General features: G+C 65.1%; 22 protein-coding genes and 2 pseudogenes. 12 read left to right on the top strand and 12 right to left on the bottom strand.

Annotated features, from left to right (window positions below):
* Positions 1 to 3 precede the first annotated feature (3 nt).
* From KY661_RS28475 to KY661_RS28465, 3 genes are all read right to left on the bottom strand, one after another.
* Positions 4 to 1,932, bottom strand: coding sequence for a DNA gyrase/topoisomerase IV subunit B (locus tag KY661_RS28475; protein ID WP_225413214.1), 1,929 nt, complete (start codon positions 1,930 to 1,932; stop codon positions 4 to 6).
* A 12-nt stretch (positions 1,933 to 1,944) separates the two neighbouring features.
* Positions 1,945 to 4,329, bottom strand: a complete 2,385-nt coding sequence (locus KY661_RS28470) for a DNA gyrase/topoisomerase IV subunit A (RefSeq protein WP_225413213.1) — start codon at positions 4,327 to 4,329, stop codon at positions 1,945 to 1,947.
* A gap of 276 nt (positions 4,330 to 4,605) precedes the next feature.
* Complete coding sequence (locus tag KY661_RS28465) at positions 4,606 to 5,295, bottom strand: hypothetical protein (RefSeq protein WP_225413212.1); 690 nt, start codon at positions 5,293 to 5,295, stop codon at positions 4,606 to 4,608.
* A gap of 195 nt (positions 5,296 to 5,490) precedes the next feature.
* Between KY661_RS28465 and KY661_RS28460 the strand changes: the two genes are divergently transcribed.
* Together KY661_RS28460 and KY661_RS28455 are read left to right on the top strand one after the other, a co-directional pair.
* On the top strand, positions 5,491 to 6,153 hold the full coding sequence (locus tag KY661_RS28460; protein WP_225413211.1) for an MBL fold metallo-hydrolase: 663 nt from the start codon (positions 5,491 to 5,493) through the stop codon (positions 6,151 to 6,153).
* Between the two features lie 2 nt (positions 6,154 to 6,155).
* Complete coding sequence (locus tag KY661_RS28455) at positions 6,156 to 7,532, top strand: serine/threonine protein kinase (RefSeq protein ID WP_225413210.1); 1,377 nt, start codon at positions 6,156 to 6,158, stop codon at positions 7,530 to 7,532.
* Positions 7,533 to 7,640: 108 nt separating this feature from the next.
* On the opposite strand, the gene KY661_RS28450 is transcribed toward KY661_RS28455, so the two are convergent.
* On the bottom strand, positions 7,641 to 9,809 hold the full coding sequence (locus tag KY661_RS28450; RefSeq protein ID WP_225413209.1) for a DUF7151 family protein: 2,169 nt from the start codon (positions 9,807 to 9,809) through the stop codon (positions 7,641 to 7,643).
* A 352-nt stretch (positions 9,810 to 10,161) separates the two neighbouring features.
* On the opposite strand from KY661_RS28450, the gene KY661_RS28445 reads away from it, so the two are divergent.
* The gene (locus KY661_RS28445; protein ID WP_225413208.1) at positions 10,162 to 11,412 is read left to right on the top strand and encodes a hypothetical protein; all 1,251 of its coding nucleotides are present in this window, start codon (positions 10,162 to 10,164) and stop codon (positions 11,410 to 11,412) included.
* Positions 11,412 to 11,762 carry a DUF2019 domain-containing protein gene (locus tag KY661_RS28440; RefSeq protein WP_225413207.1) on the top strand — a complete coding sequence of 117 codons (351 nt, stop codon included), beginning with the start codon at positions 11,412 to 11,414 and terminating at the stop codon, positions 11,760 to 11,762. Before KY661_RS28445 ends, KY661_RS28440 begins: the two co-directional genes overlap by 1 nt.
* 84 nt (positions 11,763 to 11,846) lie before the next feature.
* On the opposite strand, the gene KY661_RS28435 is transcribed toward KY661_RS28440, so the two are convergent.
* Positions 11,847 to 12,521 carry a hypothetical protein gene (locus KY661_RS28435; RefSeq protein WP_225413206.1) on the bottom strand — a complete coding sequence of 225 codons (675 nt, stop codon included), beginning with the start codon at positions 12,519 to 12,521 and terminating at the stop codon, positions 11,847 to 11,849.
* Between the two features lie 367 nt (positions 12,522 to 12,888).
* Between KY661_RS28435 and KY661_RS28430 the strand changes: the two are divergent.
* The 3 genes and pseudogenes from KY661_RS28430 to KY661_RS28420 all read left to right on the top strand — a co-directional run.
* Positions 12,889 to 13,233: pseudogene (locus KY661_RS28430) on the top strand (AHH domain-containing protein); the annotation flags it as partial.
* A gap of 15 nt (positions 13,234 to 13,248) precedes the next feature.
* Positions 13,249 to 14,493 (top strand): imm11 family protein, encoded by a 1,245-nt coding sequence (locus KY661_RS28425; RefSeq protein WP_225413204.1) that lies wholly within the window; start codon positions 13,249 to 13,251, stop codon positions 14,491 to 14,493.
* A gap of 52 nt (positions 14,494 to 14,545) precedes the next feature.
* Entirely contained in the window at positions 14,546 to 15,322 is a 777-nt protein-coding gene (locus tag KY661_RS28420; RefSeq protein ID WP_225413203.1) for an alpha/beta fold hydrolase, read from the top strand.
* A gap of 70 nt (positions 15,323 to 15,392) precedes the next feature.
* Here KY661_RS28420 and KY661_RS28415 read toward each other — a convergent pair whose 3' ends face one another.
* Positions 15,393 to 16,295 carry a glycoside hydrolase family 16 protein gene (locus KY661_RS28415; protein WP_225413202.1) on the bottom strand — a complete coding sequence of 301 codons (903 nt, stop codon included), beginning with the start codon at positions 16,293 to 16,295 and terminating at the stop codon, positions 15,393 to 15,395.
* Positions 16,296 to 16,493: 198 nt separating this feature from the next.
* Positions 16,494 to 17,063 (bottom strand): hypothetical protein, encoded by a 570-nt coding sequence (locus KY661_RS28410; RefSeq protein WP_225413201.1) that lies wholly within the window; start codon positions 17,061 to 17,063, stop codon positions 16,494 to 16,496.
* 209 nt (positions 17,064 to 17,272) lie between these two features.
* Between KY661_RS28410 and KY661_RS28405 the strand changes: the two genes are divergently transcribed.
* Both KY661_RS28405 and KY661_RS28400 read left to right on the top strand, forming a co-directional pair.
* A complete protein-coding gene (locus tag KY661_RS28405) occupies positions 17,273 to 17,665 on the top strand; it encodes a helix-turn-helix domain-containing protein (RefSeq protein WP_225413200.1) in 393 nt (130 codons plus the stop codon).
* Between the two features lie 60 nt (positions 17,666 to 17,725).
* Positions 17,726 to 17,893 (top strand): helix-turn-helix domain-containing protein, encoded by a 168-nt coding sequence (locus KY661_RS28400; RefSeq protein ID WP_225413199.1) that lies wholly within the window; start codon positions 17,726 to 17,728, stop codon positions 17,891 to 17,893.
* Between the two features lie 291 nt (positions 17,894 to 18,184).
* Here the strand turns inward: KY661_RS28400 and KY661_RS28395 are convergent, their stop codons facing one another.
* On the bottom strand, positions 18,185 to 18,445 hold the full coding sequence (locus KY661_RS28395) for a hypothetical protein (RefSeq protein ID WP_225413198.1): 261 nt from the start codon (positions 18,443 to 18,445) through the stop codon (positions 18,185 to 18,187).
* A 56-nt stretch (positions 18,446 to 18,501) separates the two neighbouring features.
* On the opposite strand from KY661_RS28395, the gene KY661_RS28390 reads away from it, so the two are divergent.
* The 3 genes from KY661_RS28390 (at position 18,502) to KY661_RS28380 (ending at position 19,753) form a co-directional block, all read left to right on the top strand.
* On the top strand, positions 18,502 to 18,729 hold the full coding sequence (locus KY661_RS28390) for a hypothetical protein (RefSeq protein WP_225413197.1): 228 nt from the start codon (positions 18,502 to 18,504) through the stop codon (positions 18,727 to 18,729).
* Positions 18,730 to 18,839: 110 nt separating this feature from the next.
* On the top strand, positions 18,840 to 19,034 hold the full coding sequence (locus tag KY661_RS28385; RefSeq protein WP_225413196.1) for a helix-turn-helix domain-containing protein: 195 nt from the start codon (positions 18,840 to 18,842) through the stop codon (positions 19,032 to 19,034).
* A gap of 314 nt (positions 19,035 to 19,348) precedes the next feature.
* Positions 19,349 to 19,753: a hypothetical protein gene (locus KY661_RS28380; protein WP_225413195.1), complete on the top strand. Its 405-nt coding sequence runs from the start codon at positions 19,349 to 19,351 to the stop codon at positions 19,751 to 19,753.
* Positions 19,754 to 20,369: 616 nt separating this feature from the next.
* Here the strand turns inward: KY661_RS28380 and KY661_RS28375 are convergent.
* The 4 genes and pseudogenes from KY661_RS28375 to KY661_RS28360 form a co-directional block, all read right to left on the bottom strand.
* Positions 20,370 to 20,996 (bottom strand): DUF3251 domain-containing protein, encoded by a 627-nt coding sequence (locus tag KY661_RS28375; protein ID WP_225413194.1) that lies wholly within the window; start codon positions 20,994 to 20,996, stop codon positions 20,370 to 20,372.
* A 195-nt stretch (positions 20,997 to 21,191) separates the two neighbouring features.
* Positions 21,192 to 21,602, bottom strand: a complete 411-nt coding sequence (locus tag KY661_RS28370) for a helix-turn-helix transcriptional regulator (RefSeq protein WP_225413292.1) — start codon at positions 21,600 to 21,602, stop codon at positions 21,192 to 21,194.
* A 189-nt stretch (positions 21,603 to 21,791) separates the two neighbouring features.
* Complete coding sequence (locus KY661_RS28365) at positions 21,792 to 22,988, bottom strand: serine/threonine-protein kinase (RefSeq protein WP_225413193.1); 1,197 nt, start codon at positions 22,986 to 22,988, stop codon at positions 21,792 to 21,794.
* Positions 22,989 to 23,150: 162 nt separating this feature from the next.
* A pseudogene (locus KY661_RS28360) lies at positions 23,151 to 23,681 on the bottom strand (serine/threonine protein kinase); the annotation flags it as partial.

Genomic DNA, 23,681 nt, shown 5'->3' with positions numbered 1-23,681 from the left:
GGCTCAGAAGTCGAGATCCTGGACCTCGCCCGCCCGCTCCATGATGAACTTGAAGCGCGCGCTCACATCCTTGCCGAGCAGGTCGTTGATGACGCGGTCGGTCTCCAGGGGGTTGTCGATCGTCACCTGGAGGCTCATCCGCTTCTTTGGATCCAACGTCGTGGTCTTCAGCTCGTCGGCCGTCATCTCGCCCAGACCCTTGAAGCGCATGATGTTGGGCTTGGCGTTGCCCTTGGTCTTCTCCCGGATGATGCGGTCCCGGTCCGCCTCATCCAGCGCCCAGTACGTCTCCTTGCCGATCTCCACCTTGTAGAGCGGCGGCTGGGCGATGTGCACCGCGCCGCTCTCGATGAGCGGCCGCAGGTGCCGGTAGAAGAAGGTGAGCAGCAGCGTGGCGATGTGGTGGCCGTCGCTGTCGGCGTCCATCAAGAGGAAGATGCGGCCGTAGCGCAGCTTGGAGATGTCGAAGTCCGAGCCGATGCCGCACCCCAGGGCGCTGACGATGTCCTGGAGCTCCTTGTTGGTGGCGACCTTGTCCGTGGAGGCCTGCTCCGCATTCAGCACCTTGCCGCGCAGGGGGAGGATGGCCTGGGTGCGCCTGTCCCGTCCCTGCTTGGCGCTGCCGCCTGCGGAGTCACCTTCGACGAGGAACAGCTCGCTCGTGCCCGGCTCCGTGGAGGAGCAGTCGGCGAGCTTGCCCGGCAGGTTCAGCCGGTGGCTCACCGCCGTCTTGCGGCTCACCGCCTGGGAGGCGGCGCGGCTGGCCTCGCGCGCGCGGGCGGCCAGGATGATGCGCGCCACGGCCGCCTCGCCGATGGACTTGTTGTCGTTGAGCCACTTCTCCAGCGCCGGCCGCAGCACGCCGTCCACCTGGGCCGTCACCTCGGGGTTGTTCAGGCGCCCCTTGGTTTGCCCCTGGAACTGCGGCTCCACCACGTAGCAGGAGAGGATGGCGGTGATGCCCTCGCGGATGTCCTCCGCGGTGAGGGTGACGCCCTTGGGGCTCAGGTTGTGCGTCTCGATGTAGTTGCGCACCGCCTTCACCACCGCCCCGCGCAGGCCCGCCTCGTGCGTGCCGCCCTGCGGGGTGGGGATGCCGTTGACGTAGGAGCGGATGTTCTCGTCCGTCGCCTCCGTCCACACCAGCGCGGCCTCCAGGCGCACCTCGCTCTCGCGCGAGTGGTAGAAGACGGCGCTGCCCGGGGGCACCACCGGCTTGTTGCGCTCGGCCACCACCTTGTTGAGGTACTCGGCGATGCCGCCGTCGTGCTTGTACGTCACCGCGGTGGCGGGGCTGGCCGTCTCGTCCTTCCAGATGACGGTCATGCCCTTGTGCAGGTAGCTCTTGGCCTCCAGGCGCTCGCGGATGAGCTCCGGGTCGAACTTCAGCTTCTCGCCGAAGATTTCCGGATCCGGCTCGAAGGTGATGGCGGTGCCGGAGCCGCGCGCCGGGCCCTCCACCTTGAGCGGCGAGGTGGCCTTGCCGCGCGCGTAGTGCTGCACGTGGCGCTTGCCCTCGCGCTTGATTTCCACGAGCAGCTTGCGCGCCAGCGCGTTCACCACCGAGCTGCCCACGCCGTGCAGACCGCCCGAGTGGATGTAGTTGCCCTGCTCGAACTTACCGCCCGCGTGCAGCGTGGTGAGGATGACCTCCACCGCGGGCTTCTTGAGCTTGGGCATGATGTCCACGGGGATGCCGCGCCCGTTGTCCACCACGGTGATGGTGCGGCTGTCCTTGTGGAGCGTCACTTCCACGGTGGAGGCGTGGCCGTTGATGACCTCGTCCACCGAGTTGTCGAGGATCTCCCACAGCAGGTGGTGATAGCCCGTGCCGTCGGTGCCTCCGATGTACATGGCCGGGCGCTTGCGCACCGGCTCCAGGCCCTCGAGGACCTGGATGTCCGCACCTGTGTACGTTTCCTTCTTCGCCATGGCGTTCCTCGGCTAGTCCTTCTTCTCGGGCAGCGGCACGAAGGTGATGGGCCGCTGCACCTCCTTCACCAAGTCCTTGCGGGACATCTCGTGGCCCTTGCCGCCCCGCGCCGTCACCTCGTACTTCGCCGGGGTGAGGGTCAGCTTGCGGCCCTTCTGCGTCTCGAACGAGATGGCCGCGTCCTTCTGGCCCGGCGCCGCCGCGAGGAAGTCCACCACGCGGTCCCCAGGCTCCAGCTTCATGACGAGCACGCCCTTGCCGGGCCCCGCCAGCTCGTTCACCTCCGCCACCTTGCACACCGTGGCGCTCGTGCGCTCGGTGAGCACCGCCAGCAGGTCCTTCTCGCCCACCGGCTGCACGCCGATGATTTCATCGCCCTCGCCCGTCTTGGCGTAGCGGCGGCCCGAGCGGGTGGACACCTCCAGGTGCCCCTCCAGCGGGAAGCGCAGGCCCAGGCCCTCCTTGGTGACGGCCACCAGCTTCTGCGGCCGGTGCAGCCGCGCGTCCAGCGACAGCGCGCCCACAATCCGCTCGCCGTCGTCGAACTTGAACAGCTTCTGCACCGGGTCGCCGTAGCCCGTGGACGCAGGCACGTCGTTGAAGCGCGTGACGTAGGCGGCGCCGAAGTTGCTGAACAGCACCAGGTTCGCCTTGAGGCTGCCCGCGAGCACCGCCATCACCGCGTCGCCCTCGCGCAGGCGCGTGGTGGACGGGTCCTTCACCTCGCGCACGCGCTTGATCCACCCGTCGCGCGTGAGCACCACGTGGGCGTCCTCATCCACGATGAAGGCGTCCGCGCTGAACTCCATCTCCTCGGAGCCCGCGCCGCCAATGCGCGTGCGGCGCTTGTCGTTGTAGGTGGCCTTGATCTCCGCCAGCTCGTCCTTGACGGTGCCCCACAGCTTGCGCTTGTCCTTGAGGATGCCCTCGATGCGCTTCACTTCCAGGCGCTTCTGCTTGAGCTCCTCCTGGATGACCAGAATCTCCAGGCGGGCCAGCTTGTAGAGCTTCATCTCCAGGATGGCGTCCACCTGGACTTCATCCAGCTTGAAGCGGGCCATGAGCTTCTTGGCCGCATCCTGCTTGCCCTCGGAGGCGCGGATGATGCGGATCATCTCATCCAGCGCGTCGTAGACCTTCTCGAAGCCCTCCAGGATGTGGACGCGCTTCTGCAGCTCGCCCAGCTCGTGCTGGAAGCGCTTGGTCACCACCTCGAAGCGGAAGTCGAGGAAGTACTGGAGGATGCTCTTGAGATCCAACCGCTTGGGCGCCCCCACCTCCGGGTTGTCCGTGGGCACCAGGCAGGTGAGGTTCACGCCGAAGTTCGTCTGCAGGGGCGTGTGCTTGTAGAGGTAGGCCATCACCAGCTCGGGGCTGGCGTCGCGCTTGAACTCCAGGACGATGCGCACCTCCTTGGTGGACTCGTCGCGCACATCCAGGAGCAGCGGCAGCTTCCGCTCGCGCACCAGGTCGCCAATCTTGGAGACCAGGGTGCTCTTGTTCACCGTGTAGGGGATGGAGGTGATGACGATCTGCTGACCGCCCTTCTTCATGTCCTCCAGCTCGTACTCACCGCGGATGCGGATGCTGCCCTGGCCCGTCTCGTAGATGTCCCGCAGCTCCGCCTTGGTGTTGAGAATCTGCCCGCCGGTGGGGAAGTCCGGACCCTTCACGAACTTCATCAGGTCCTTCACCGCGAGGCTGCCGTTCTCGATGAGCGCCGCGAGCGCGTCGCACAGCTCGCCCAGGTGGTGAGGGGGGATGTTGGTGGCCATGCCCACGGCGATGCCCGTGGTGCCGTTCATGAGCAGCTGCGGCAGGCGCGAGGGGATGACGATGGGCTCGGACAGGGTGCCGTCGTAGTTGGGACGGAAGCCCACCGTCTTCTTGCCCAGCTCCGTCAGCATCTCCCCGGAGATGCCCGCCAGGCGGCACTCGGTGTAGCGCATGGCCGCCGCGGCATCGCCGTCCAGCGAGCCGAAGTTGCCGTGGCCGTCCACCAGCGGGTAGCGCAGCGAGAAGTCCTGCGCCAGGCGCACGAGCGCGTCGTAGATGGAGGCGTCACCATGGGGGTGGTACTGGCCCATGATGGTGCCGACCACTTTGGCCGACTTCTGGTACTTGGCCTCCTGGGTGAGCCGGTGGTCGTGATACATGCCGTACAGCACGCGGCGCTGCACCGGCTTGAGGCCATCGCGCACGTCGGGCAGGGCCCGCGAGGTGATGACCGACAGGGCGTAGTTGAGGTAGCGCCGCCGCGCCTCCTCGGCCAGCGGGGCCAGCTGGAAGTTGTCACCGCCGCCGCCGCCCACCGCGGACGGGCCCCCGCCTCCCCCGTTGCCCGAGGCCCCCTGCTTCTTGCGCGTCTTGATTTCAGCTTGTGCGAGTGTGCTCATGTGTTCTGGCAAAGGAACATCCGTTCCCCAACGCGGCCCGCGCCTCGCGCAGTCCACGCCATCACGGAAAACGGGTGGGTGATTGTCGGCCCCCCTACCATGGCCCACTGACAGAGAAAAAGAATTCGAGGGGTTGCGTCCTCTCGGACGCGCCCCATCTATACCGGCGTTCAGTGGTCCGCGCCACTCCAAGCCCCGCGTAACGCAGCGAAAAGACAGCCCTCCTCGCCCGCTGGGCCGGGGGCGCGCCAAGGCCTCACGCGCGTGCTCCGGCGGCTACTCGCCGTCGTGGGCGCTCGAGGGCCGCGTGGGGCCACTCTTGGGGGCGGGGCCCTTGCTGCTGCCGCCACGGAAGATGCGCACGCCACTGCCCGAGCCGCTGCTGAGCATGCCGGGGAGGGTGCCCTGGATCGCCTTGCCGCCCGGCGGGTGGTAGATGACGCGCACCTTCCGGCCCGAGGGGAGGGTGGAGCTGGTGCCGTCGATGAGCAAGTACACGGTCCGCTCGTCGAGCTGCACGCGCTCTGGGTCCTGCCGGTGGTTGAGGTCCGCGAGCGCCTCGCCCTCGTCCACCGAGGCGGCGTTGTCGGCGAGCTGGCGCACCTTGACGCGCAGGAAGGTGTCCGCGCGGTGCTCCTTGTACTCGCGCGCGCCCTGGACGATGACGGCCAGGTCCGCGCCCGTCTCCGGCACGCCCTTGCCAAGCTGGAGGCCCGTGGCGGCGTTCGAATCGGTGTCCAGGAAGAGGGTGGCGTTGGCACAGCGGTTCTTGCAGGCCTCGCCCCAGGGGTCCTTGTTGAAGACCAGGCGCATGGCGAAGTCGCTGCCCTGGGGGCCGACCGTGGCGTCGACGATGACGGGGCGCTCCTCGTCCGGCGGGGGGCTGTAGCGCAGGGTGGACTTGGGGGCGGCGGCGCTCGTGCTGGCGAGCAGGGTCCAAGCGAGCGTCAACAACGGTCTCTTCACGTCAGGGGCTCCCAGGGCAGGGCTTCACGGGGGCATTCAAGTGGGAAGCGGGGGCGCGCCTCAAGCGGCCTGGCGTGAGGATCCGGTGTTTGTGGGTTCGAGGTTGCGGGGGCCTGCCCGTAAAAGGCGGGTGTTCCACGGCCTACCTCTCCGGTAGAGTCCCGGGCGCGCCCGGGATGGGCGCGAGGAGGCGGGATGAGCCGGGAAAACCTGTACGTGCGGCAGCTCAAGCTCGGGCCGATGGACAACTTCGTGTACCTGGTGGGGGCCGCGGAGGCCCCCGAGGTGCTGGTGGTGGATCCGGCCTGGGACGTGCCGGCCATCGAGCGCGCGGTGGCCGAGGACGGCAAGCGGCTGGTGGGGGCGTTCGTGTCGCACTGCCACAAGGACCACATCAACGGCCTGCCGGAGCTGCTGTCCCGGCACGACGTGCCCGTGTACGCTCAGCGCGAGGAGGTGGCGTTCTCGGAGGACCTGCGCGCCCTGAGCGATGCGCTGCGGCCGGTGGGGCCGGGGGAGGCGCTGACGGTGGGGCCGAAAACCTTCCACGCGCTCCACACGCCGGGCCACACGCCGGGCTCGCACTGCCTGTTCGCCGGGGATGCGCTGGTGTCCGGGGACACGGTGTTCATCAACGGGTGCGGGCGGTGTGACATGCGCGGGGGCAACCCGGAGGACATGTACCGCTCGCTGTCCCAGGTGCTCCTGCGGGTGCCGGACGAGACGCGGCTGTGGCCCGGGCACGACTACGCGGACGTGCCCGTGGCGGCGATGGGGCAGGTGCGCCAGGGCAACCCGTACTTCGCCTTTCCGGACGTGGCCTCCTTCGTGGCTTACCGCATGCGGCCGAGGCGGTGAGCGTGGACCCCACCACGATTCCATTTGGTGAGGAGGTGGGCCCCTGGCGCGTGGTGGACTACTGCGGCCAGGGCTCCTACGGGATTGTCTACCGGGTCGAGCGGAGGGGGCGCGAGTGGGAGGGCTCCTTCGCGCTCAAGATGGCATTGCACCCGCTGAGCCCGCGGTTCGAGCGGGAGGCGGAGCTGCTCGCGCGTGTGGACCACCCGCACGTGCCACGGCTGCATGACCGGGGCTGGTGGACGGTGCACGGGGGCGTGGCCTTTCCGTATCTGGTCATGGACTGGGTGGATGGGTGGACGCTGTATGAGTGGGGCTACCGGCACTCGCTCACCTCGCGGCAGGCGCTGCGATTGCTGGCGCAGGTGGCGCGCGCCCTGGAGGCGGTCCACGCGGCGGGCGGCGTACACCGGGATGTGAAGGGCGAGAACATCATGGTGCGGCGCGACGACGCGCACGCGGTGCTGCTGGATTTTGGCTCCTGCACGTACCAGGGGGCGCGGCAACTCACGCACCATCCGCCGCCGCCGGGGACGCCGCAATACCAGAGCCCCGAGTGCGTGTGCTTCCAATGGGACACCCTGCGGCACCCCACGGCGCACTATGACTCCCAGCCCGCGGACGATGTGTATGCGCTGGGCGTGACGGCCTACCGCCTCGTGGGGGGGCAGTTTCCGCCCGTGGCGATGGAGATGCGGGAGACGGCGGACGGCCTCCTGCCTTTCTATCCGCCGGTGGAGGCTCCCGCGAAGCAGAGGAATGTGAGCCCGGAGCTGTCCCGGCTCATTCTGCGGATGCTCTCGCGCGAGCCTTCGAAGCGGGGCAGTGCCGCGCAGCTGGCGCAGGCGCTTGAACGGGCCGCCAGGCGCGCGGGGCGCCGGGCGGATCAGCGGATTGCACCGATTGCGGTGAAGCCGTACGGAGGGCTTGCGGCATGGCGCGCAGCGTGGAGTCCCGCCCTCTCGTGGTGGCTCCCCGGGGTGGCGCTGGGGCTCATTCTGGGCTTGAGCATTGGACTCAAGCCCTGGAAGGCCCCACCCCGGGCAGTGCCTCCCATGCGCGTGGCCCAGGAAAGCCGGAGCATGGGCCGGGAGGGTGGTGGCTCCGTGGGACTCGCGGACGCGGCGGTTCCGGGGGCTGGGAGCGAGGAGGCGCTGGAGTTCGTGCAGGACGGCATCCTCCTCAACATGCCCAAGAAGCCGCTGCCCGGGCAGAGCCGCCCGCCGTGCGACAAGCCCGAGGTGGAGATCAACGAGGGCTGCTGGGTAAGGCTACTCGATGCTGCGCCGCCTTGTGGTGACCGCAAATACGAGTGGAAGGGCAAGTGTTACAAGCCAATGATTGACCCGCCTCGCCCGTCCACGTCGGATCCGCCGTGAGCGGCGGCGGGGAAGTTCCTCAAAAGGGGAACTTCCCGGTCAAGTGGAGCTGCGGCTTGGACCTGCACACCCCTCCACAATGAACCCACCGTGAAGAGGGACTAGGGACTACGGCAACTCTTCCACCAGCAGCAGGTTTTGTCCCTGATTCCAACCAAAATAATTGGAACCACAGGAACTGCCATCATCGTGCAAGGTAGTCGACCAGATGGCGAACGTGTGAATGCCTGCCGATAGGTTCGGAACAATACAGGTCAGGTTCACCGGGTGGTTATGGTTTTGGCCGCTGCCACCCGAACTGTATACGTGTTGTGCGTTCGCGCAACCTGAGGGCTGGTTGTCGACATAGAGTTGGAATCTGCCTACGCGGCTGTTGCAGTTATACACCGCGCGGAAATTGTCTGAGTATGTGACCTTCACCGTCTTTCCGGCAGCGCTGACATTGTGGAGAACCTGTCGTTCGCCGACGCCTGACCAATTGCCGGACAGTTCGCCACTGGCAACGCCCTTGGTCGAGTAGGTCAAATTTGTGTTTGAGATTTCCTCGACAAGAAGAAGCGGATTACTCCGAGCCCATCCGAGACGAGGGGTGCCCCCAAAGCCGGATGGCACTGTAAAGGCGACGTGCAGCGTGTGCCACGCGGCAGAGACATTCGGCAGGATACAAGTCAGGACAAACGGGTTGCGGATGTCAGCGCCAATTCCCTGGGCGTCGTATTGGCTCGTGTAGCAGTTGGTGTTGGCTCCGTCCAACTGGATCATCACGGTACCCGCTGCGCCATTTTGATTGAGGGCTACGCCAAAAGTATCTGCGAAGGTTACCTTGAGTAGCGTCGCGGTGGACTGCTTCAGGAACGTGACTTCACGCCCGGTTGCCTTCACGTACGACGTGCTGGTGGTAGTCGTCTCGGAACCTGCCTTCGAGAATGCATAAGGCTTGGTTCCATCGAGTTCCTCCGCGAGGAGCACCGCGTCGGTAAGGTAGCCGACGTAGCTGGTTCCTGCGCCTGAGATGGCCCACACCTCGAACTCATAGAGCCCTTTCGGGAGCTGCTCGGTGAGACACACGTTCGCCAAAGGAAAGAGGTAGTTCTGGCTCCAACTGGATGCGCTCCAATTGTACTGATTGACGTCGCAACCAAACCCACTCCCGTTCATGCGAATGGAGTAGGTGCCAGAACCACCTGAGGCGACGTTGACCGCCACCCGGAAGTTGTCGGAAACGGTGATTTTGATGCGCGAGGTGTCACTGGTTTTGTAGAGCGAAACTTTGCGTCCTGCGGGAACCCACAGATTGGCGATCTCACCGGAGTCGTAGGTGCCGGACGGATTGCTTGCCCACTTGGTACGGAAGAAGTTGGCCGAACTGCACACGAACTGTGTTGTCTGCACTTCGGAGGTGTTCAGCGTTCCATCGCCATTGGTGTCCAGGCCGCTCTTCACGGAGGCGCCACCATAGGCGCAGTTGGTGCCCGCAGGCTCCGAGTCAAGCCTCACCAGGGCGTTCTTGCCGTTCTGCCCGGTGACTCCGGTTAGCCCATTGCACACGAAGGTGGTGTTGGAGACCTCATCCGCGTCGAGCGTTCCGTTGCCGTTTGAGTCGAGGCCGCTCTTCACGGCGGTGCCGCCTTGGCTGCAATTGGCACCGGAGGGCTCCACGTCGAGCCGGATGAGGGCATTGGCGCCCGTCAAGCTCGTTGCGGCCTGACAGACGTACTGCGTCGCCGTCAGCTCAGTGGACTGAAACTGGCCATCGGCGTTCACGTCGATGCCCCCGAGCACCGCCGTCCCGCCCGCTGGGCAGTTCGTCCCGGCCGCCTCGGGCACCATTTTCACCACATAGGCCTTGCCGCCCTGTCCGTCTTTGCTGTTGCAGACGTACTGCGTGCTGGTGACTTCGCTGTCGTTCTGCAAGCCGTCGGCGTTCACATCCAGGCCGGACAGAACCGCGATGCCACCAGAGGCGCATCGGGTGGAGCCCTCCTCAGGCAGTAACTTCACGAGGGACATTTGGCCGCTTGAGTTGCTGGTGCCGCCGCTGCACACGTAGGAGGTCTGCCGGACCTCGTTGTCGTTGAGCGCACCGTCGCCATTGTCGTCCAAGCCGGTCTGAATGGCGGTGCCGCCCTGAGGGCAGCGCGCTCCGGGAGGCTCCGGAACGAGCCGGACCGAGGCATCTTTGCCGTTGATGCCGCTCTCTGAGGGCGCGGTACAAGCGGTGAGCGCAACAACCAAACCGATCAAGGCAGACCGGTGGAAACTCCACTGTTCGAACATCCGATACTCCTGTGAGGGGACGATGAAGGCTGATCCGCAAGACACGCCATGGGGCGGTCCATTCGCTGTCAGCGAGCGGGGCAGATAGCAGTTGTGCCCCCGGCGTCAAAAGTTTGAGCGCCTGTCGCTCCAAAACTTCTGAGGAGAAGGGGAAAAGCCACAGGAACGGCTATGAGGTCCGGAGTCGAGGTGCCTAAACGTTTAGGCACCTCGGGAAAGCGGCAGTCCGAGGGCGCTCACGGACAGCATCGAAACGTTTTTCCAGGGCCGGATGCGGAAGAAGCCTGGAGCGTCATCGTCTCTGGCGTGGTGTTCCCATAGACTGGAACCTTCTTCGAGAAGGAGGGACCCCATGGCCACCCGTCTGATCGTTGTGGTCCTGCTCGGGGCCCTGCTCCATGCGTGCGCCACGCAGCCTCGGGTTCGCCTCGACACGGGGCACGGGGCGCCTCGGGAGTACAGTCCATCCTCCTCGGCAAGGGCCGTGAGGGTGGACGAAGAGGCGTTCGAGAAGTCGCTGGCGCAGTTGGTCCTGAGTACGCCGTTGACTCTCCGTCCGCCGGAGGAGGGCTGGCTCGTGCGTGCCTCTTCCCCTGGCAGACGCGAGGACCCCCGCTGGCAGCGGCTCATGCGCAAGACTTTACGCGATGATGTGATGGGGCTGAGCGAATGGGATAAGTTGGGGATAGGCTTGGGCCTGTCACTCCATCCCCTGAAGGAGAGCATCGCCAAGGCGGTGGAGGACACCCTGGCTCCTCAGCTTTTCCTCACCATCATCGCGGCGGGGCTCATCACCTGGGCCGTCTTGGCGGCCAATCCCGAGCCCGTGTTCACCAAGGCGGCCGCCATCGTCTCTGCGCTCCTGTTGATCTACTTGGGAGTGGAGACCTTTCTGGAGATGGTGGCGGCGAGCCGGGAGCTGAAGCAGGCCACGGATCGGGCAACCACGTGGGAAGAGTTGGAGCACGCCAGCCATCGTTTCGCGAACCGGATCGGCCCTAAGGTGGCCCGCATCTTTGTCCTGGCGGTGACGGTGGCGGTAGGCCATGGCGTGACGGGAGGGGCTGCCTGGCTGTCCTCGCGGCTGTCGGTTCTGCCCAGTTTCCCGGAAGCGGCGGCAGTGGGCGTCTCCCGGCTGGGATTTCATCTGGAGAACGTGGGACAGATCAGCTCGGTGGCCGTTACAGGAAGAACCATTGTCATTTCCCTGCCTGCTACGGCGGTCTCGATGGCGGCCCGGAGCACAAGCGGAGGAGGCTCCGCGGCTGGGGCAGCCCCTGCCTTCCGGTCCTGGGGCTCATTCAGTGGCCTCAAGAGTGCCTTGGGCCCGGCGGGCGCGGGCAAGCAGTGGCATCACATTGTCGAGCAGACGCCAGGCAACGTGCGGCGCTTCGGAGCGCGTGCCCTTCACAACACCGAGAACGTCATCCCTCTGGAGGAGGCGCTGCACCTCCGCTTGAGCGCTTTCTACTCCAGGAAGGCGGCAGGGGTGACCGGCTCAACGGAACTGACCGTGCGGCAGTGGTTGAGCACCCAGTCGCATGAGGCTCAACGCAAATTCGGACTCATGGCCATGGAGAACATGAAGAAAGGAGTCTGGTGATGGAGGTGGAGAAGCTCGTTGCGGCATTCGCCCACCATGTGGAAGCGGGGACTGACGCAGTCTGGCGAGGGGACGCCAAGGCTGGGAACCGCCATGCGAACCAGTCCATTGCGGCCTTCAAGAAGCTTCGAACTCTTGGCAACGCAGGGCGGGACGCCCTCAGCGCCCTTCTCCATCATCCCCGGATGGATGTCCGGGTCGCAGCGGCGGCATTCCTGCTTCGCTATCGCACGAAGGAAGCCAGGGCCGTTCTGGAAGAAGCCGCTCAAGGGGAAGGCATGGTCCCGTTCGAGGCGCAGCAAACCTTGCAGCGGTGGGAGGAAGGCACCTGGGCTTTGGATCCGGAATAGAGGGGGCAATCCCTTCGTGAAAGCCGCACCCGTTGGCTTGGCATGAAGGGTGCGGCTTTCCTCTGTCAGCGCGGTGCCCGGGAGTCAGGCCACGGAGCGCACGGGCAGGGCGCCATCCATCAGCGCCTCGGTCAGCTTGTCCACGTCGGCCAGCGGCACGTCCTTGAAGGTGACGAGCGCCTGGCCCTTGCGGTTGCGCACGGAGACGCGCACGGGGCTGGTGGCCGGGAACCGGCTCGTCACGGCCTCACGGTAGCCTTGGACCTGGGCCATCTCCCCGTCGGAGAGGGGCTTGCTGGAGGTCGGCTGGCGCTTGAACTGCAAGGCCTTGCGCAAGTCCTCCACGGTGCAGGCACTGAACGGCTTGGGCTGAACCACGCCCTGCTCGTTAGGGACGTCAATGGGAGTAGGGCCTGGCTCGTTCGGATCCGAAGTGATGCTGGCCGCCTCCTCGTAGGTGCGCAGCAGGCTCAGGGCCGAGACGCCATACTTCGTGCAGGCCGACGCGTTGAAGGCCTTGGCCACTGCGCCGTACATGGCCAGGGCCGCGCGTGACAGCGCCTTCACGTGTTCGGCGAAATAGGCCTGGGCGTTCTTGTAGCCGGTGGCCTCCGCCAGCCCGTTGTCCACCACGTGGTTGTAGAGCAGGCCGATGCGGTGGTGGTTGTAGTTCTCCTGCGAGACGAGCACGAGCATGTGTTGGCGCACCTGCTCCAGCGTCATGCGGCGGATGTCATCGTGGCTGTTCTGCGAGGTCATCAAAAGCTCCCATGTCGGAGGGGGCCGCGAGAGTGCGGCGTGTCCGCGCAAAGCACGCGGCGGGCCAACCCTTCAGACCTGGGGCGCGGTAAGCGGAAGGAGCCAGTCCCCAGCCGTGGACGTCCTGTTTCGTGGACGAAAACCGTCTCGATCGTGGACGGTGAGTCCACGGGATGGACTGTTACCCGGGGGGATGTCTAAACGTTTAGACACCTCCGCCAAGCGGCAGTCCGAGGGGACGCGTGGGCAGCCTCGAAACGTTCTCCCAGGGATGGATGCGGAAGAAGCCCGGCGCTTCATCGCCTTGGATTCAACCGGTCGCTGCGGTGGTGGAGTACCTGCCCTGGTAGGTTCTGGTTTCACTGTCTCGGTACCCGTGGATGCCGAGGGGCACGAGCACCACATCGCCACCAACAAGTGGAAAGAGGCGTCCCACAGTGGCGGACCGTGGACGCCCAAGTTTCAGGAGGTCTTCGACCGGGCCGGCATGTCACTGGATGACGCGGCGAACAAGGTGCGTGTCAAGGGGCACCAAGGACCCCATCCCGAGGAGTACCACCGCGAGGTTTTCAAACGGCTCAACAACGCCACGCTGCTCTGCCGCAGCATGCGGAAGTGTGGCGAGTCGCTCGTCAGGGAGCTTCAGAAGTTGGCGAAGGATATTGTCACGGAGGGCAGTGAACTCAACAAGCTGGTCACCCGAACCCCGTAGCGTTAGGACCGCATCATGGAGACGCGGTACTTCGACTTGGTCGCTGACCTCTCCGCCCCCGGGCACTGGGAGCTGGGAAAGACGCTGGATGAGCGTGGCCAGGAGGTCTGGCCCTGGCTCCTCATGCAAGGTGAGCCCGCCGCCCTCGAGGGGCGCCTCAAGCTTCGCATCCGATCCCCAGGGAAACCGCTCGACTTCTCCTTCGCGGCCTTTGATGTTCCCGTTGTCAGTGCCCGGGTCGCGTCCCTCTTGACCGCAGAGGCCCCGGGGGATGTGCAGCTTCTTCCGGTAGACATCGACTCGCAAGCCGAGCCGTACTTCCTCGTCAACGTCATCCGCGCCGTGAGGTGCATCGACGACCAGGCTTCGGCCGAGGTGCAGTACTGGAAGCCAGAGGACGGTGAGCCAGACAGAGTCGGTGAGTATCGGGCCGTTCACGGCATGCGCATCGACCCGGTGAAGGTGGGGGATGCCAAGGTGTTCCGTCCCTGGGGGTGGACGGTGGCCCTCATCGTGTCCGAGGACGTCAAGGAAGCCCTGGAGCGCGCGGGTGTCACGGGGGTGAAGTTCACGGAGGTCACCGGCCCGAGCGCCATCAGCCCGGAGGAGCGCGAGCGAAACCGCAGGCTCCTCGAGCTGCGGGAGCAGACGGATGCCGCCCGCGAAGCCTTCTGGCGCACCTTGGGGCGACTGGATGAGGAAGCCATCATCCCCATCGTCGTGGGCGGGGCGTGGCCCGCCCGGCGCCAGGTCTGGCGCATCATCCACCGCCCCGGTGGGCGCACCCTGCTGGTCACCGACGGGCTCTCGGACTTCTTCGTGGAGCGCGTGGAGCCGTCCGTAGGCTTCGGCCTGGAGTTGGCCCTGGAGACGGACGAGCCTCTCCAGGATGCCGAGAAGATTTGGGCCCTGCTGCTCCTGGAACGGGTCGCAGACGAGGTCGCGGAGCACGAGCGGGTGCGCGACAAGGTGAGGTCAGGCTTCATGTCCATGGAGGTCTCCGGCAAGGGCTTACCCGAGCCTTTCCTCACCCAGGAGGGGAGGGTGGGGGTGCTCTTGGGCATGGAGACGGACACGCTTCCTCAGTCCTTCTCCATGCCGGCCGGCGAGGTGCGGCTCGTCACCGTCAAGGTGCTGCTGCCCACGGAGCTGGTCTACCTCCTGGAGCATGGGAAGACGGGCCGGGACGCGTTGCTGCGGCGCTTCGGCCAGGAGGGACAGGGGCACCTGTCCCGTCTCTGGCGGAGCCCGGTGGTGTAGAAGCCCTGTCTGGGATTCACGCCACGGAGCGGTCCCTCAAGAGAGCTACGGGATGAGCGCGACGAGAGAGCTGTGCACCGCCACAATCAATGGCCTGCGGATGCACTACATGTTGCTGGGCGAGGGGCCTCCGCTCGTTCTCCTCCACGGCTTCACCGGGGCAGGTGCGGACTGGGCCCACGTGTTTGACCTGGATGCGCTTGGCCGCCAGTACCGGCTCGTCATCCCCGACCTGCGAGGCCACGGCCACAGCGACAATCCGTCGGAGGACTTCACCACGCGCCAGTGCGCGGCGGATGTCCTCGCGCTCCTGGAGTCGCTGGGACTCGATCAGGTTCGCGCCATCGGAATGAGCCTGGGGGCCAACACGCTGCTGCATGTCGCGACACGCGCTCCGGACCGCGTGAGGCGAATGGTGCTCGTCTCCGGCACGCCGTACTACCCCGCGCAGGCGCGCCGCATCATGAGCGCCTTCACCGAGGCGTCGCGCTCCGAGTCCGAGTGGGCGGACATGCGCTCGAAGCACGTGCATGGGGACGCGCAGATTCGAGCGCTCTGGCGGCACGGACGCGGCTTCGCAGACAGCTTCGAGGACATGAATTTCACGCCACCGCTGCTGGGCACGGTGCGCGCACCGGCACTGCTCGTTCAGGGGGACCAGGACCCGCTCTATCCGATCGAGCTGACGGTCGAACTGTATCGCGCCCTTCCCGCGTCCCGCCTGTGGGTCATTCCCGGCGGAGGCCATTGCCCCATCTTCGGCGAGCACCGCGAGGCCTTCGTGCGCACGGCACTGGCCTTTCTCGAGGAACCGCCGCTGGCGCCTTGAGTGAGTGACTGCTCCGGCCCTCCCAAGGAGGGCCAAGGCATGGCCCTCCCGGGAGTCCTCTCAAATCAGACTACCGCCACTGATAGACGCGCACCCAGTCGACTTCCATGGACTGCGGCGTGTTGCGGATGAGGTCCACCGTGGACTGCGGCACGCCGGGGTACGGCGAGGTGGCGCCATTCACGCCCTGGGGATAGGAGCCGCCCACCGCCAGGTTGAGGATGATGTAGAAGGGCTTGTCATACACCCAGGCGCCGTACCGGTTGACCTCCGCCTTCGTCGCCGTCTTCACCAGCACGTCATCGATGTACCACTTCACGTCCGTGGGGGAGTACTCCGCGCGGTACACGTGGAAGTTGCTGACGGCGGAGTTCGGGTAGAAGCGGCTGTTGATGGGCGTGTTGCCCGAGTAGCCGGGGCCGTGCAGCGCGCCCGAGGTCCAGTCGCGGTAGCCGACGTTCTCCAGGATGTCGATCTCGCCGCAGTTCGGCCAGCCCACGGAGTTGATGTCGTGGCCGAGCATCCAGAAGGCAGGCCAGAGCCCCGGGCCCACGGGCAGCTTGATGCGCGCCTCGACGCGGGTGTGGCCGAACTGGCGCTTGCCCGCGCTCTCCAGGCGGCCCGAGGTGAAGGGATATCCGTTGTTGGACTGGAGGCGCGCGGTGAGTTTCAGCGTGCCGTTGCTCACCGACACGTTCTGGGACGACGTCGTGTACTGCTGCTGCTCGTTGTTGACGTGGATGTTGGTGACGTAGGACCAGTTGGACGTGTTGACGCTGGTGCCGTCGAACTCGTCACTCCAGATCTGCACCCAGCCGGCCCGGTTCGCGGCCTGCTCGGTGGTGGCCGCCTCGGTGGGCGCCTGGACTTCCTCGGGCCCACAGCCCGTGGTGGCCAGCAACGCGGTGCCCATGCCCATCGCCAGCAGGTGCTTGAAGCCACCCAGACGCTTCGGATTGGAAAGCTTGCTCATGTCGAAAACTCCCCTCGGCCTGGCCCGCCAGGGTGGCGTGCCGTCCATCAGAGGATTCGTCTTTTACATGAGTTCTCATAAAACAGCGAATGTTTGATTTGCAGGAAATGATGACGCAGCAAGCCACTGGTGCAACGCAAAGGGCCTGAAAACAATGCAAACGTTTGCAGTGCTTCCAGGCCCTCTCACCCAACTCTTTCAGGGATTGAACAATGCGGGCCACCACCGGGCGCGGCAGAAATACACCTCGTTGTATCCGCCCTCGTCCCCCTCGAGCCTCGAATCCCTGGGAAACGTTTCGATGGCCGTCCCATCGGGGCCCAGGCTCATGGAACCGCACGGGCCCCACCGGTCGGGAGGCAGCGCCGGGAAGCGCGTCTTGCCGCAGGACTGGCCCGAGGCGGAGAGGATCTCCGCCTCATGCTGGCAGGCGAGGGGACGTCCCCACCGGAGATAGCCCTTGCCGCTGGGAAGCCGGACCAGCGGCCGCGCCGCATCGTTCGAGAGCCAGGCGGGGGCGGGGTGGGCCTGGGGGTCCATCGGCGCGTAGGCCGTCCACGTCATCGTGTCGCCGGAGGGGACGCCCAGGAACAGCCCCTGCTCCGCCTGAGGAACGAGCACGGAGGAGGACCCCCAGGCATTCAGGGGGCCTGGGGCCCGCGCGAGGAAGGGGGTACCCGGTTGGCCCGAGGCATCCACCCAGAGGCCCTGCGCCGAGCCCGTCAACACCAGGGTATGGCCCTGGGCGTCCACGCCCAGCGCCGCCACGGGCGCGCGGAATGAACCACCGCTTGTTGCCTGCCACCATGTCTCCCCTCCGTTCTGTTCGACGGGGGGAATGGTGACTCGCTCGGTCGAGCGCCAGGGGCGGACGCCCTCGCGGCGGAAGAGCGTCGGGTGGTGAAAACGGGGACGGTGGGGAGCCCAGAAACACGAAGGCCGGTAGCCCCGAGTTTCCCCAGGAACTACCGGCTTTTATGAGTGAGCGGCGGAAGGGATTCGAACCCTCGACCCCGAGCTTGGGAAGCGCGGCCTCGACTCGTCCAACCGTTACTAGCCGTTCGCAAGCTCTCAGAACTATTGGGGATTCGGAGCCGGGACGGGTCCAACCGTCCCAGCCGATAGCAGGGGGCAACAAGGCTTTTGCTGCACCCGTGCTGCAAGGTGAGGCCCCTTCTCGTCTGCGAGTCCTTCCTGTAAGTGCGGAGCGCCTGCTCACCGTGCGCGAGGTGGCGGAGCGGTTGGGAGTCTGCACCGCCACCGTCTACGGACTGTGTGGGCGAGGCGACCTGCCCCACGTACGGGTGAGCAACGCCATCCGCATCCGGCCTGTGGACGTGGAGGACTTTCTCTCACAGGGTCGCCGCTGACTCGCTACCTGTGGTTCCCGGTTCCCCTCCTTATAGTGGGAACCGGAACTGCGCTTCGGCATGACGCCCCTGCTCACCGTGCGCGAGGTGGCGGAGCGGTTGGGAGTCTGCCGGGTCACGGTCTATGCGCGCTTGGAGCGCGGGGAGTTGGAGCGGGTGTGGGTTGGGGGCTCCATCCGCATCCCGGTCGCGTCGCTGGAGGCGCTCCTTGCCCGAGGGCGGCGCTGATGCTCCGGTTGGTGGTTCCTGGTTCCTGGCTCTATAGTGGGAACCGAGACCGCACGAGCACTGCGCCTCGTCATCCCGTACACCGGACGACTCCTGTACGGTGGGCGCGCTCGGCCTCATCAACGGCTGCCTCGACGTCATCGACGGCGGCCCGCTCGAAGGTTGGGTTGGGTGACGTGCGTCCGCGAGGATGGGCGCCCGGTCCGCTTCGAGTGCACCCTGACGCCCCCGACGGCGCGGACCTCCCGGCGAGGCGGGCGCTGACTACGCCCTGCGCCTGCACCGCCGAGGTCAGCTCTCGGCGTCGTCCTTATCCTTGAAGGGCGCGTACTTGGCCATCAAGTCACGCACCGTGACGACCCGGGGTTCGCGGCCGTCAGCCATAAGCTTGACGGTGAGGATTCTGTCCTTTTCCGGAATGTCGACAGTGGTCCTGGTGCTGGCAACCACCGTCCAGATGGTCCGGCCGGCGGTGCCCTCTCCGGTGGCAGCGCTGTTCTCGGTCCACTTGGACCCCATTAGTGCTTCGGCGGTGGTGTCGTTCGGGTTCATGCCCGGGACTCTACCCGTCCCTGGCTTCCGGGGAACGCCGCCCCTTTTCGCTCTGCATGACCCCCTCGATTGAGACCGCCCTCATCGCGCTCGCGGTGAGCCAGCCCCTGGTCCCCCTCCTCAACGGGTTGCTGGCCCGGCGGCAGACGAAGCACGAGCAGGCCGTGGACCAGGTGCCGTTGCTCGTTCCCTCAAGCCGGGGCGGAGCCGGGGCTGGAGGAGGAGAGCCCCGCCTTTGCCGCGACGGTGGAGGAGCCGGGGTGGGGGCGGTTGGCAAGGGGTAGCAGGCCCTAGCACGGGCTCGCAACCTACGGAAAGTACAAGAGATTCTCAACATGTGGCGGCGGTGCCGCTTAGCACGGTTTCCACCCTTTCGACTGGCCGTGGTGCGCCGGTGGTGCGGACCTTGGTGCGGCCAGCGGCCCCACTGCTGCTCACCGTGCGCGAGGTGGCGGCGGAGCTGGCCGTCTGCCGGGCCACGGTCTATGCGCGCTTGGAGCGCGGGGAGTTGGAGCGGGTGTGGGTTGGAGGCTCCATCCGCATTCCGGTGGCGTCGCTTGAGGCGCTTCTCACCCGAGGGCGGCGCTGATGCTCGGGCCGGTGGTTCCCAGTTCCCCCCCCTATAGCGGGAACCGGAACCGCTCAAGACTGCTACTTGGCGCACTGGGCCCTCCGGTGTTTACCGGCTATGCGAGAGGGGGAGTACCCTACGTGCGGGTGAGCAACGCCATCCGCGTCCGGCCCGCGGACGTGGAGGACTTCCTCTCACAGGGTCGCGGCTGACTCGCTGCCGGTAGTTGTCGGTCCCAGCCCTACAACGGAAACTGGAACCACTTGAGGAACAGATCCGCCAGAGGAGCAACGTTGATCTGGAGGAGTAGGTGACGAAATTATGAGCGGCATATGCGCCTACTCCTCATCTTGCTGATGACCGTGCCCCTATCTGCGGTGGCAGACATCTACGAGTGCAAGGTCACACGAAAGGTGTACGCAACTGGCGAGGACTCTCCAGCGGATCTGAAGAAGTGGCAGCCCTCTACGATCTTGGAGATCAACCAGAGCAGCCCCTCGTACGCATCACGCTGCGCGTACTCCACAATCGCAAAGAAGGTCACATGCGACCGGTACGAAATGGATCGCGTGGACGTGGACCCCAACGTGGGGCACATCAAGATGTACCGGTTCACGTCGCAGATGACCGTCCAACTCTTCGCTAACCTCAACTTCATGGAGGACATGGGGCGAGGAATCGTCTCTTTCGGGAAGTGCAAGGCACTCACTCCCCCAACCACCAACGACGTGAAGTAGGCGGTCTCACCGGCTGCACCTTGCGGTTGTGCTCCTCGACGCGCTTCTACTGCTCCTCAATCAAGCGGCGGAGGACTCGGGCGGCCCGCGTCGTAGAGCAGCTCTGCATTACACGCCCGGCATATCTCCCCGAAACAGCAACCGAGGGAGCGGAGCATCCGCACCTATCGGTCCCCTGTCAGCCGTTCTGATTCCCTGCATCGTAGGACGCGAGAGCAGGCAGTGCGGGTCTCCCCGAGCGTTCACTCTGAGCGCCTCCGGAGGACTGGAAGCGGCTTCCCGTTCCTTCTGGCTCTTGACCTTTGGCCCTTGTCCCGCATGCATCCCTGCCGCGCCGATTAGGGCGCTCCGCGCCCGGCGTGGTGCTCGGGTGCAATTACTGATTCCCAGTTCCCGGCCTTATGGTGAGAACCGGAACCGCGCTTCGGCATCGTAGTGGTGCCGCTGCTCAACGCACGTACGAGGCGGCGGCAGAACTGAACGTGTGCGGGGCTACCCTCTATGCGCTCCTCGAACATGGAGAACTAGAGCAGGTGTGGATGGACCCTCCTCTGCGTTCAGGCCGTTTCGCAATGAATCACGCTTTGTTCAGCAACAGCCCTGATATTTGATTTTCCTACCGGACGTTCATCGAGACAGTGCTTACGTCCATTGCGAGTTCTATATATCCGATCTCTTCGCTTGTCGCTGGAGCTGCCGTAATGGTCACTGTGTTCCATGCTCCTGGCGCGATCTCAGTGATAATTTTTTCTTCTTTCGAGCGGAGGGTTTTTTCCCATTTTGCATGGCTGACTAGCGACTCGACATCAAATGGAGACTCGCCTTGTTCAAACCGCTTACCCCACTTCAGGTAAATTGTTGGCTGTTTGTAGGAGATAGACTGCGGGTTTCCGATGTGTAGCGTTAAGCGTTGTCCATCTGCGTAAGGAGCAATCTTTTGCAACGAAACCAAGAACGTAGCTCCGTTGGATAATAGAGGGCTGTAGCCGCGAGACCCGGGCTCTAAGGTCACGCTGCTCTGATGACCGATGGACAGCTTGATCACCTTAGCATGGAGTTCCGACACTGAAGAATTCAGGGTAGAGACTTCCGCCTGTAACTTCATCAACTCTGCGTCCAACTTCTCTATCGCTTTGATTGCTTGTTCAGCTTTCGCCTGGGTTGGATTGCTTTTAGGCTGCTTGGTGCATCCATTGCTCGTGAGAAGGAGCGGTAAAAAGGCTAATAAAGGGAGAAGGCGCATGGTCTTCTAAGCGTAAGCGGCTCTAGGATGGAGGACAATACGGCCTAAGTGATGCCGTTTCCGGAGAGTCCGTTTGGACCCCCTCTCTTTCAGAGGTAGTGTTGACAAGCCATTTGGCATAGCAAGCGATTAGCGATCTCCATGACCTGCCGGTAGATCCTGACTTGGACCGATGACGAGTTCAAATCAGCGGCGTTATGCCAGGGAGGCAACTACTCGCAGCATCAACCTGAGTTGTAGCCGAGTAAGCCGTCCGAGTAGGATCAACAGGCGCCGCGTTTCCGGCGTTTCCGCCAACGCAGGAGGCACCTCTCGTGCCCAGGATGCCCGTCCTGGCAAACCACGCAGAGGAACGAACCCCATCAGCTCATTCGGGCCCATGTGGAGCGTGATGCATAGCCGGAACAACGTCGAGATGCTCGGCAGCGACACCCCTCGCTCGATCCGGCCGTAGACTTCCGGAACGATGCCAACTCCCTCGGCCACGTCCTGCTGCGTGAGCCCGGCTTCCCTACGCGCCAATCTCGCAGCTTTGCCGAGGGTGACTGCGAGCCGCTGCTCCCTTCTCTTTACGCTGCGGGAAAGTCCAGGCCGCTTCCGGCGCATTTGGCGCCGAGAAACACTCGTCCCTTCCCGGGCCTCCCCTTTACCTTTCATGTTGGAAACCTCATGCGCTACGCCAACGCGAGGCGGGGCTCAAGCTGGTAAGCATGTGTGAGAAGATGGAATCGTTCCCATCCCGGAATCCGCTGGAGAGGAATCCGTTCCGGAGCCCGAAGAAGGCGCGGAGGGTGCTCAGTGGGTCCCGCCCGGTTCGGTGGTGATCTCCTCTTCCCCCACCAGCACGGGGGGAAACGCATCATCACCTGTGGGCTCGATGACGCCCCGGCTCGTGCTGGCCCCATCGCGTGAGTGACGGCCTTCCTCCAGAGCCTCTGTAGCCCCGTAAGGAACTTCGAGCATCGCGAGGCCCGCTCGCAGCTCCGCCTCCAATGCAGCCGCAGACAGGTAGCGGTCTTCCGGGCGTCGCTGGAGCACTCTGCGGAGGATGGAACGCAGCGGGAGCGGGAGTGGCTCGGTCAGCTCCGCCACGTCTTGGGGGGAAAATGTGGCTGCCCGCAGGATGCAATCCTCCGCGTGCTCAGGCAGGTCCGCCACCATGGCCGTCATGGCGGCACCGAGCACTTGCTCCTTGACCTCTGGCGTGAGCGCCTTGTCCAAGTCCCCGGGCCGTGCAGTGAACGTGTTGTAGAGGTGGCTCCCCGTGGCCAGTTCCAGCAGCACCAGCCCCAGCGAGAACAGGTCCGAGCGCGGATCCACCTCTTCTCCCAGGAGCGCCTCCGGCGAAGCGTAGAAAACTTCCCCGTGAGGACGCGGAAGCGTCGTTGTCACCCGGCCCGAAAGCAGAGAGCGCACGCAGGCGAAGTCTGTGAGCATCACCTCGCCCTCGGTGCCCAGGTAGATGCGGGTGGGGCTCACGTCACGATGCACGATGCCCAGTGGGGCTCCTCTCTCATCCGTGCGGTTGTGCGCGTAATGCAGGATGTTGGCTATCTCTGCGCCCACGTAGAGGCAGAACGCGGGGGTAAAGGGCGCCTTGCGCATGAGCGAGTAGGTCATCAGGGTGTTGAGTGAGGCGCCCTCGACCAGCTCGGACACAATATGGAGAACCCCTTGGACTTCATGGATGCCGAAGATTTGAGCAATCCCGGGATGGTGTAGATGGGCCGCCAAGCGCGCTTCCTCGCGGAGCCGAGCACGTGCCTTGGCGAGCGCCTCGGGCTCATCTGACGTGGCTGGCAAGCTGCGAACGATGACCTGGCGGATGCGCTTCTCGCTCGTGCGCTCCCACGCCACGGCGGTCCTTTCGCCCAGCTTCGATTGCGCCCACTCCTCGACCAGCCCGCGAGACAGATCCACTTCGTAGGACAGCTCGCCTTGAGAGAAGAGGATGACGCCGGGGATGTTCCAGGGGGGCCTCGCCGTAGACATGCGGTGGTGACTCCTCGCAGCGCGAAAGGGCGCCGCGCAACGGAGCGAAACACTACCCAGCATGAGCCAGCGGAATGAACGACGCTGGGGATTGGCCGTGCCGCGCAGCGCCACTACAGCGTCAGCAGAAGCCCGCCATGGCACGCCGATACAGCGTCCGGTTCACCGCCACCGCGTCACGCCGCCCGCATCCGCTTCCTTCCTGCCCACGGCCTTTCCAGGCTTGGAACCCTCTTCCTTGAACATGCCTCCGCGCTTTAGCTCAAGGCAGATCGGAACCGTGCGTCCGTTGGGAAGGCGGGCGCGGAAATACCGGCCAACGATTTTGTCGCCTGTGGTCCACAGATGCCCCTCCAGAATTGTCCCCTCAGGGGCCTTCCCGTTTGGCTCGGAAAGAGCCCCTGTCACGGGACCATCCTTGAACACAGTCACAGTCTCCTCCCGTTTGCTGGTGCGGCGGGGAATCTTCCCTTTGGTCACGTCAACGGTGACAAGGAGGGTATCGCCAGAGTCCAAGGACCAATCGAGTTCTTGCTCCATGGCCTTCACGGCTTTCTCCGGACACAATTCCGGAGCCGGGCGCGTCTGCACACTCGGGCAGCCTGCCTCGACCCAGGCGAGAGAGGCCACGAGGAGCGCACACCTCTGCGCTTTCGAGAGCACGCGCTGAGCACTGGCCTTCTGGACTTGAGA

This window comes from Allostigmatella hybrida (assembly GCF_020103775.1).
Classification (GTDB): Bacteria; Myxococcota; Myxococcia; order Myxococcales; family Myxococcaceae; genus Hyalangium; species Hyalangium aurantiaca.
This window is presented reverse-complemented; position numbering and strand designations above follow the sequence as displayed.

Coding starts and splice junctions, on each gene's coding strand:
- KY661_RS28475 (WP_225413214.1), bottom strand. CDS start 1,932: ATGGCGAAGAAGGAAACGTACACAGGTGCGGACATCCAGGTCCTCGAG.
- KY661_RS28470 (WP_225413213.1), bottom strand. CDS start 4,329: ATGAGCACACTCGCACAAGCTGAAATCAAGACGCGCAAGAAGCAGGGG.
- KY661_RS28460 (WP_225413211.1), top strand. CDS start 5,491: ATGAGCCGGGAAAACCTGTACGTGCGGCAGCTCAAGCTCGGGCCGATG.
- KY661_RS28450 (WP_225413209.1), bottom strand. CDS start 9,809: ATGTTCGAACAGTGGAGTTTCCACCGGTCTGCCTTGATCGGTTTGGTT.
- KY661_RS28445 (WP_225413208.1), top strand. CDS start 10,162: ATGGCCACCCGTCTGATCGTTGTGGTCCTGCTCGGGGCCCTGCTCCAT.
- KY661_RS28440 (WP_225413207.1), top strand. CDS start 11,412: ATGGAGGTGGAGAAGCTCGTTGCGGCATTCGCCCACCATGTGGAAGCG.
- KY661_RS28435 (WP_225413206.1), bottom strand. CDS start 12,521: ATGACCTCGCAGAACAGCCACGATGACATCCGCCGCATGACGCTGGAG.
- KY661_RS28425 (WP_225413204.1), top strand. CDS start 13,249: ATGGAGACGCGGTACTTCGACTTGGTCGCTGACCTCTCCGCCCCCGGG.
- KY661_RS28420 (WP_225413203.1), top strand. CDS start 14,546: ATGAGCGCGACGAGAGAGCTGTGCACCGCCACAATCAATGGCCTGCGG.
- KY661_RS28415 (WP_225413202.1), bottom strand. CDS start 16,295: ATGAGCAAGCTTTCCAATCCGAAGCGTCTGGGTGGCTTCAAGCACCTG.
- KY661_RS28405 (WP_225413200.1), top strand. CDS start 17,273: ATGAGTGAGCGGCGGAAGGGATTCGAACCCTCGACCCCGAGCTTGGGA.
- KY661_RS28400 (WP_225413199.1), top strand. CDS start 17,726: ATGACGCCCCTGCTCACCGTGCGCGAGGTGGCGGAGCGGTTGGGAGTC.
- KY661_RS28395 (WP_225413198.1), bottom strand. CDS start 18,445: ATGAACCCGAACGACACCACCGCCGAAGCACTAATGGGGTCCAAGTGG.
- KY661_RS28390 (WP_225413197.1), top strand. CDS start 18,502: ATGACCCCCTCGATTGAGACCGCCCTCATCGCGCTCGCGGTGAGCCAG.
- KY661_RS28380 (WP_225413195.1), top strand. CDS start 19,349: ATGCGCCTACTCCTCATCTTGCTGATGACCGTGCCCCTATCTGCGGTG.
- KY661_RS28375 (WP_225413194.1), bottom strand. CDS start 20,996: ATGCGCCTTCTCCCTTTATTAGCCTTTTTACCGCTCCTTCTCACGAGC.
- KY661_RS28370 (WP_225413292.1), bottom strand. CDS start 21,602: ATGCGCCGGAAGCGGCCTGGACTTTCCCGCAGCGTAAAGAGAAGGGAG.
- KY661_RS28365 (WP_225413193.1), bottom strand. CDS start 22,988: ATGTCTACGGCGAGGCCCCCCTGGAACATCCCCGGCGTCATCCTCTTC.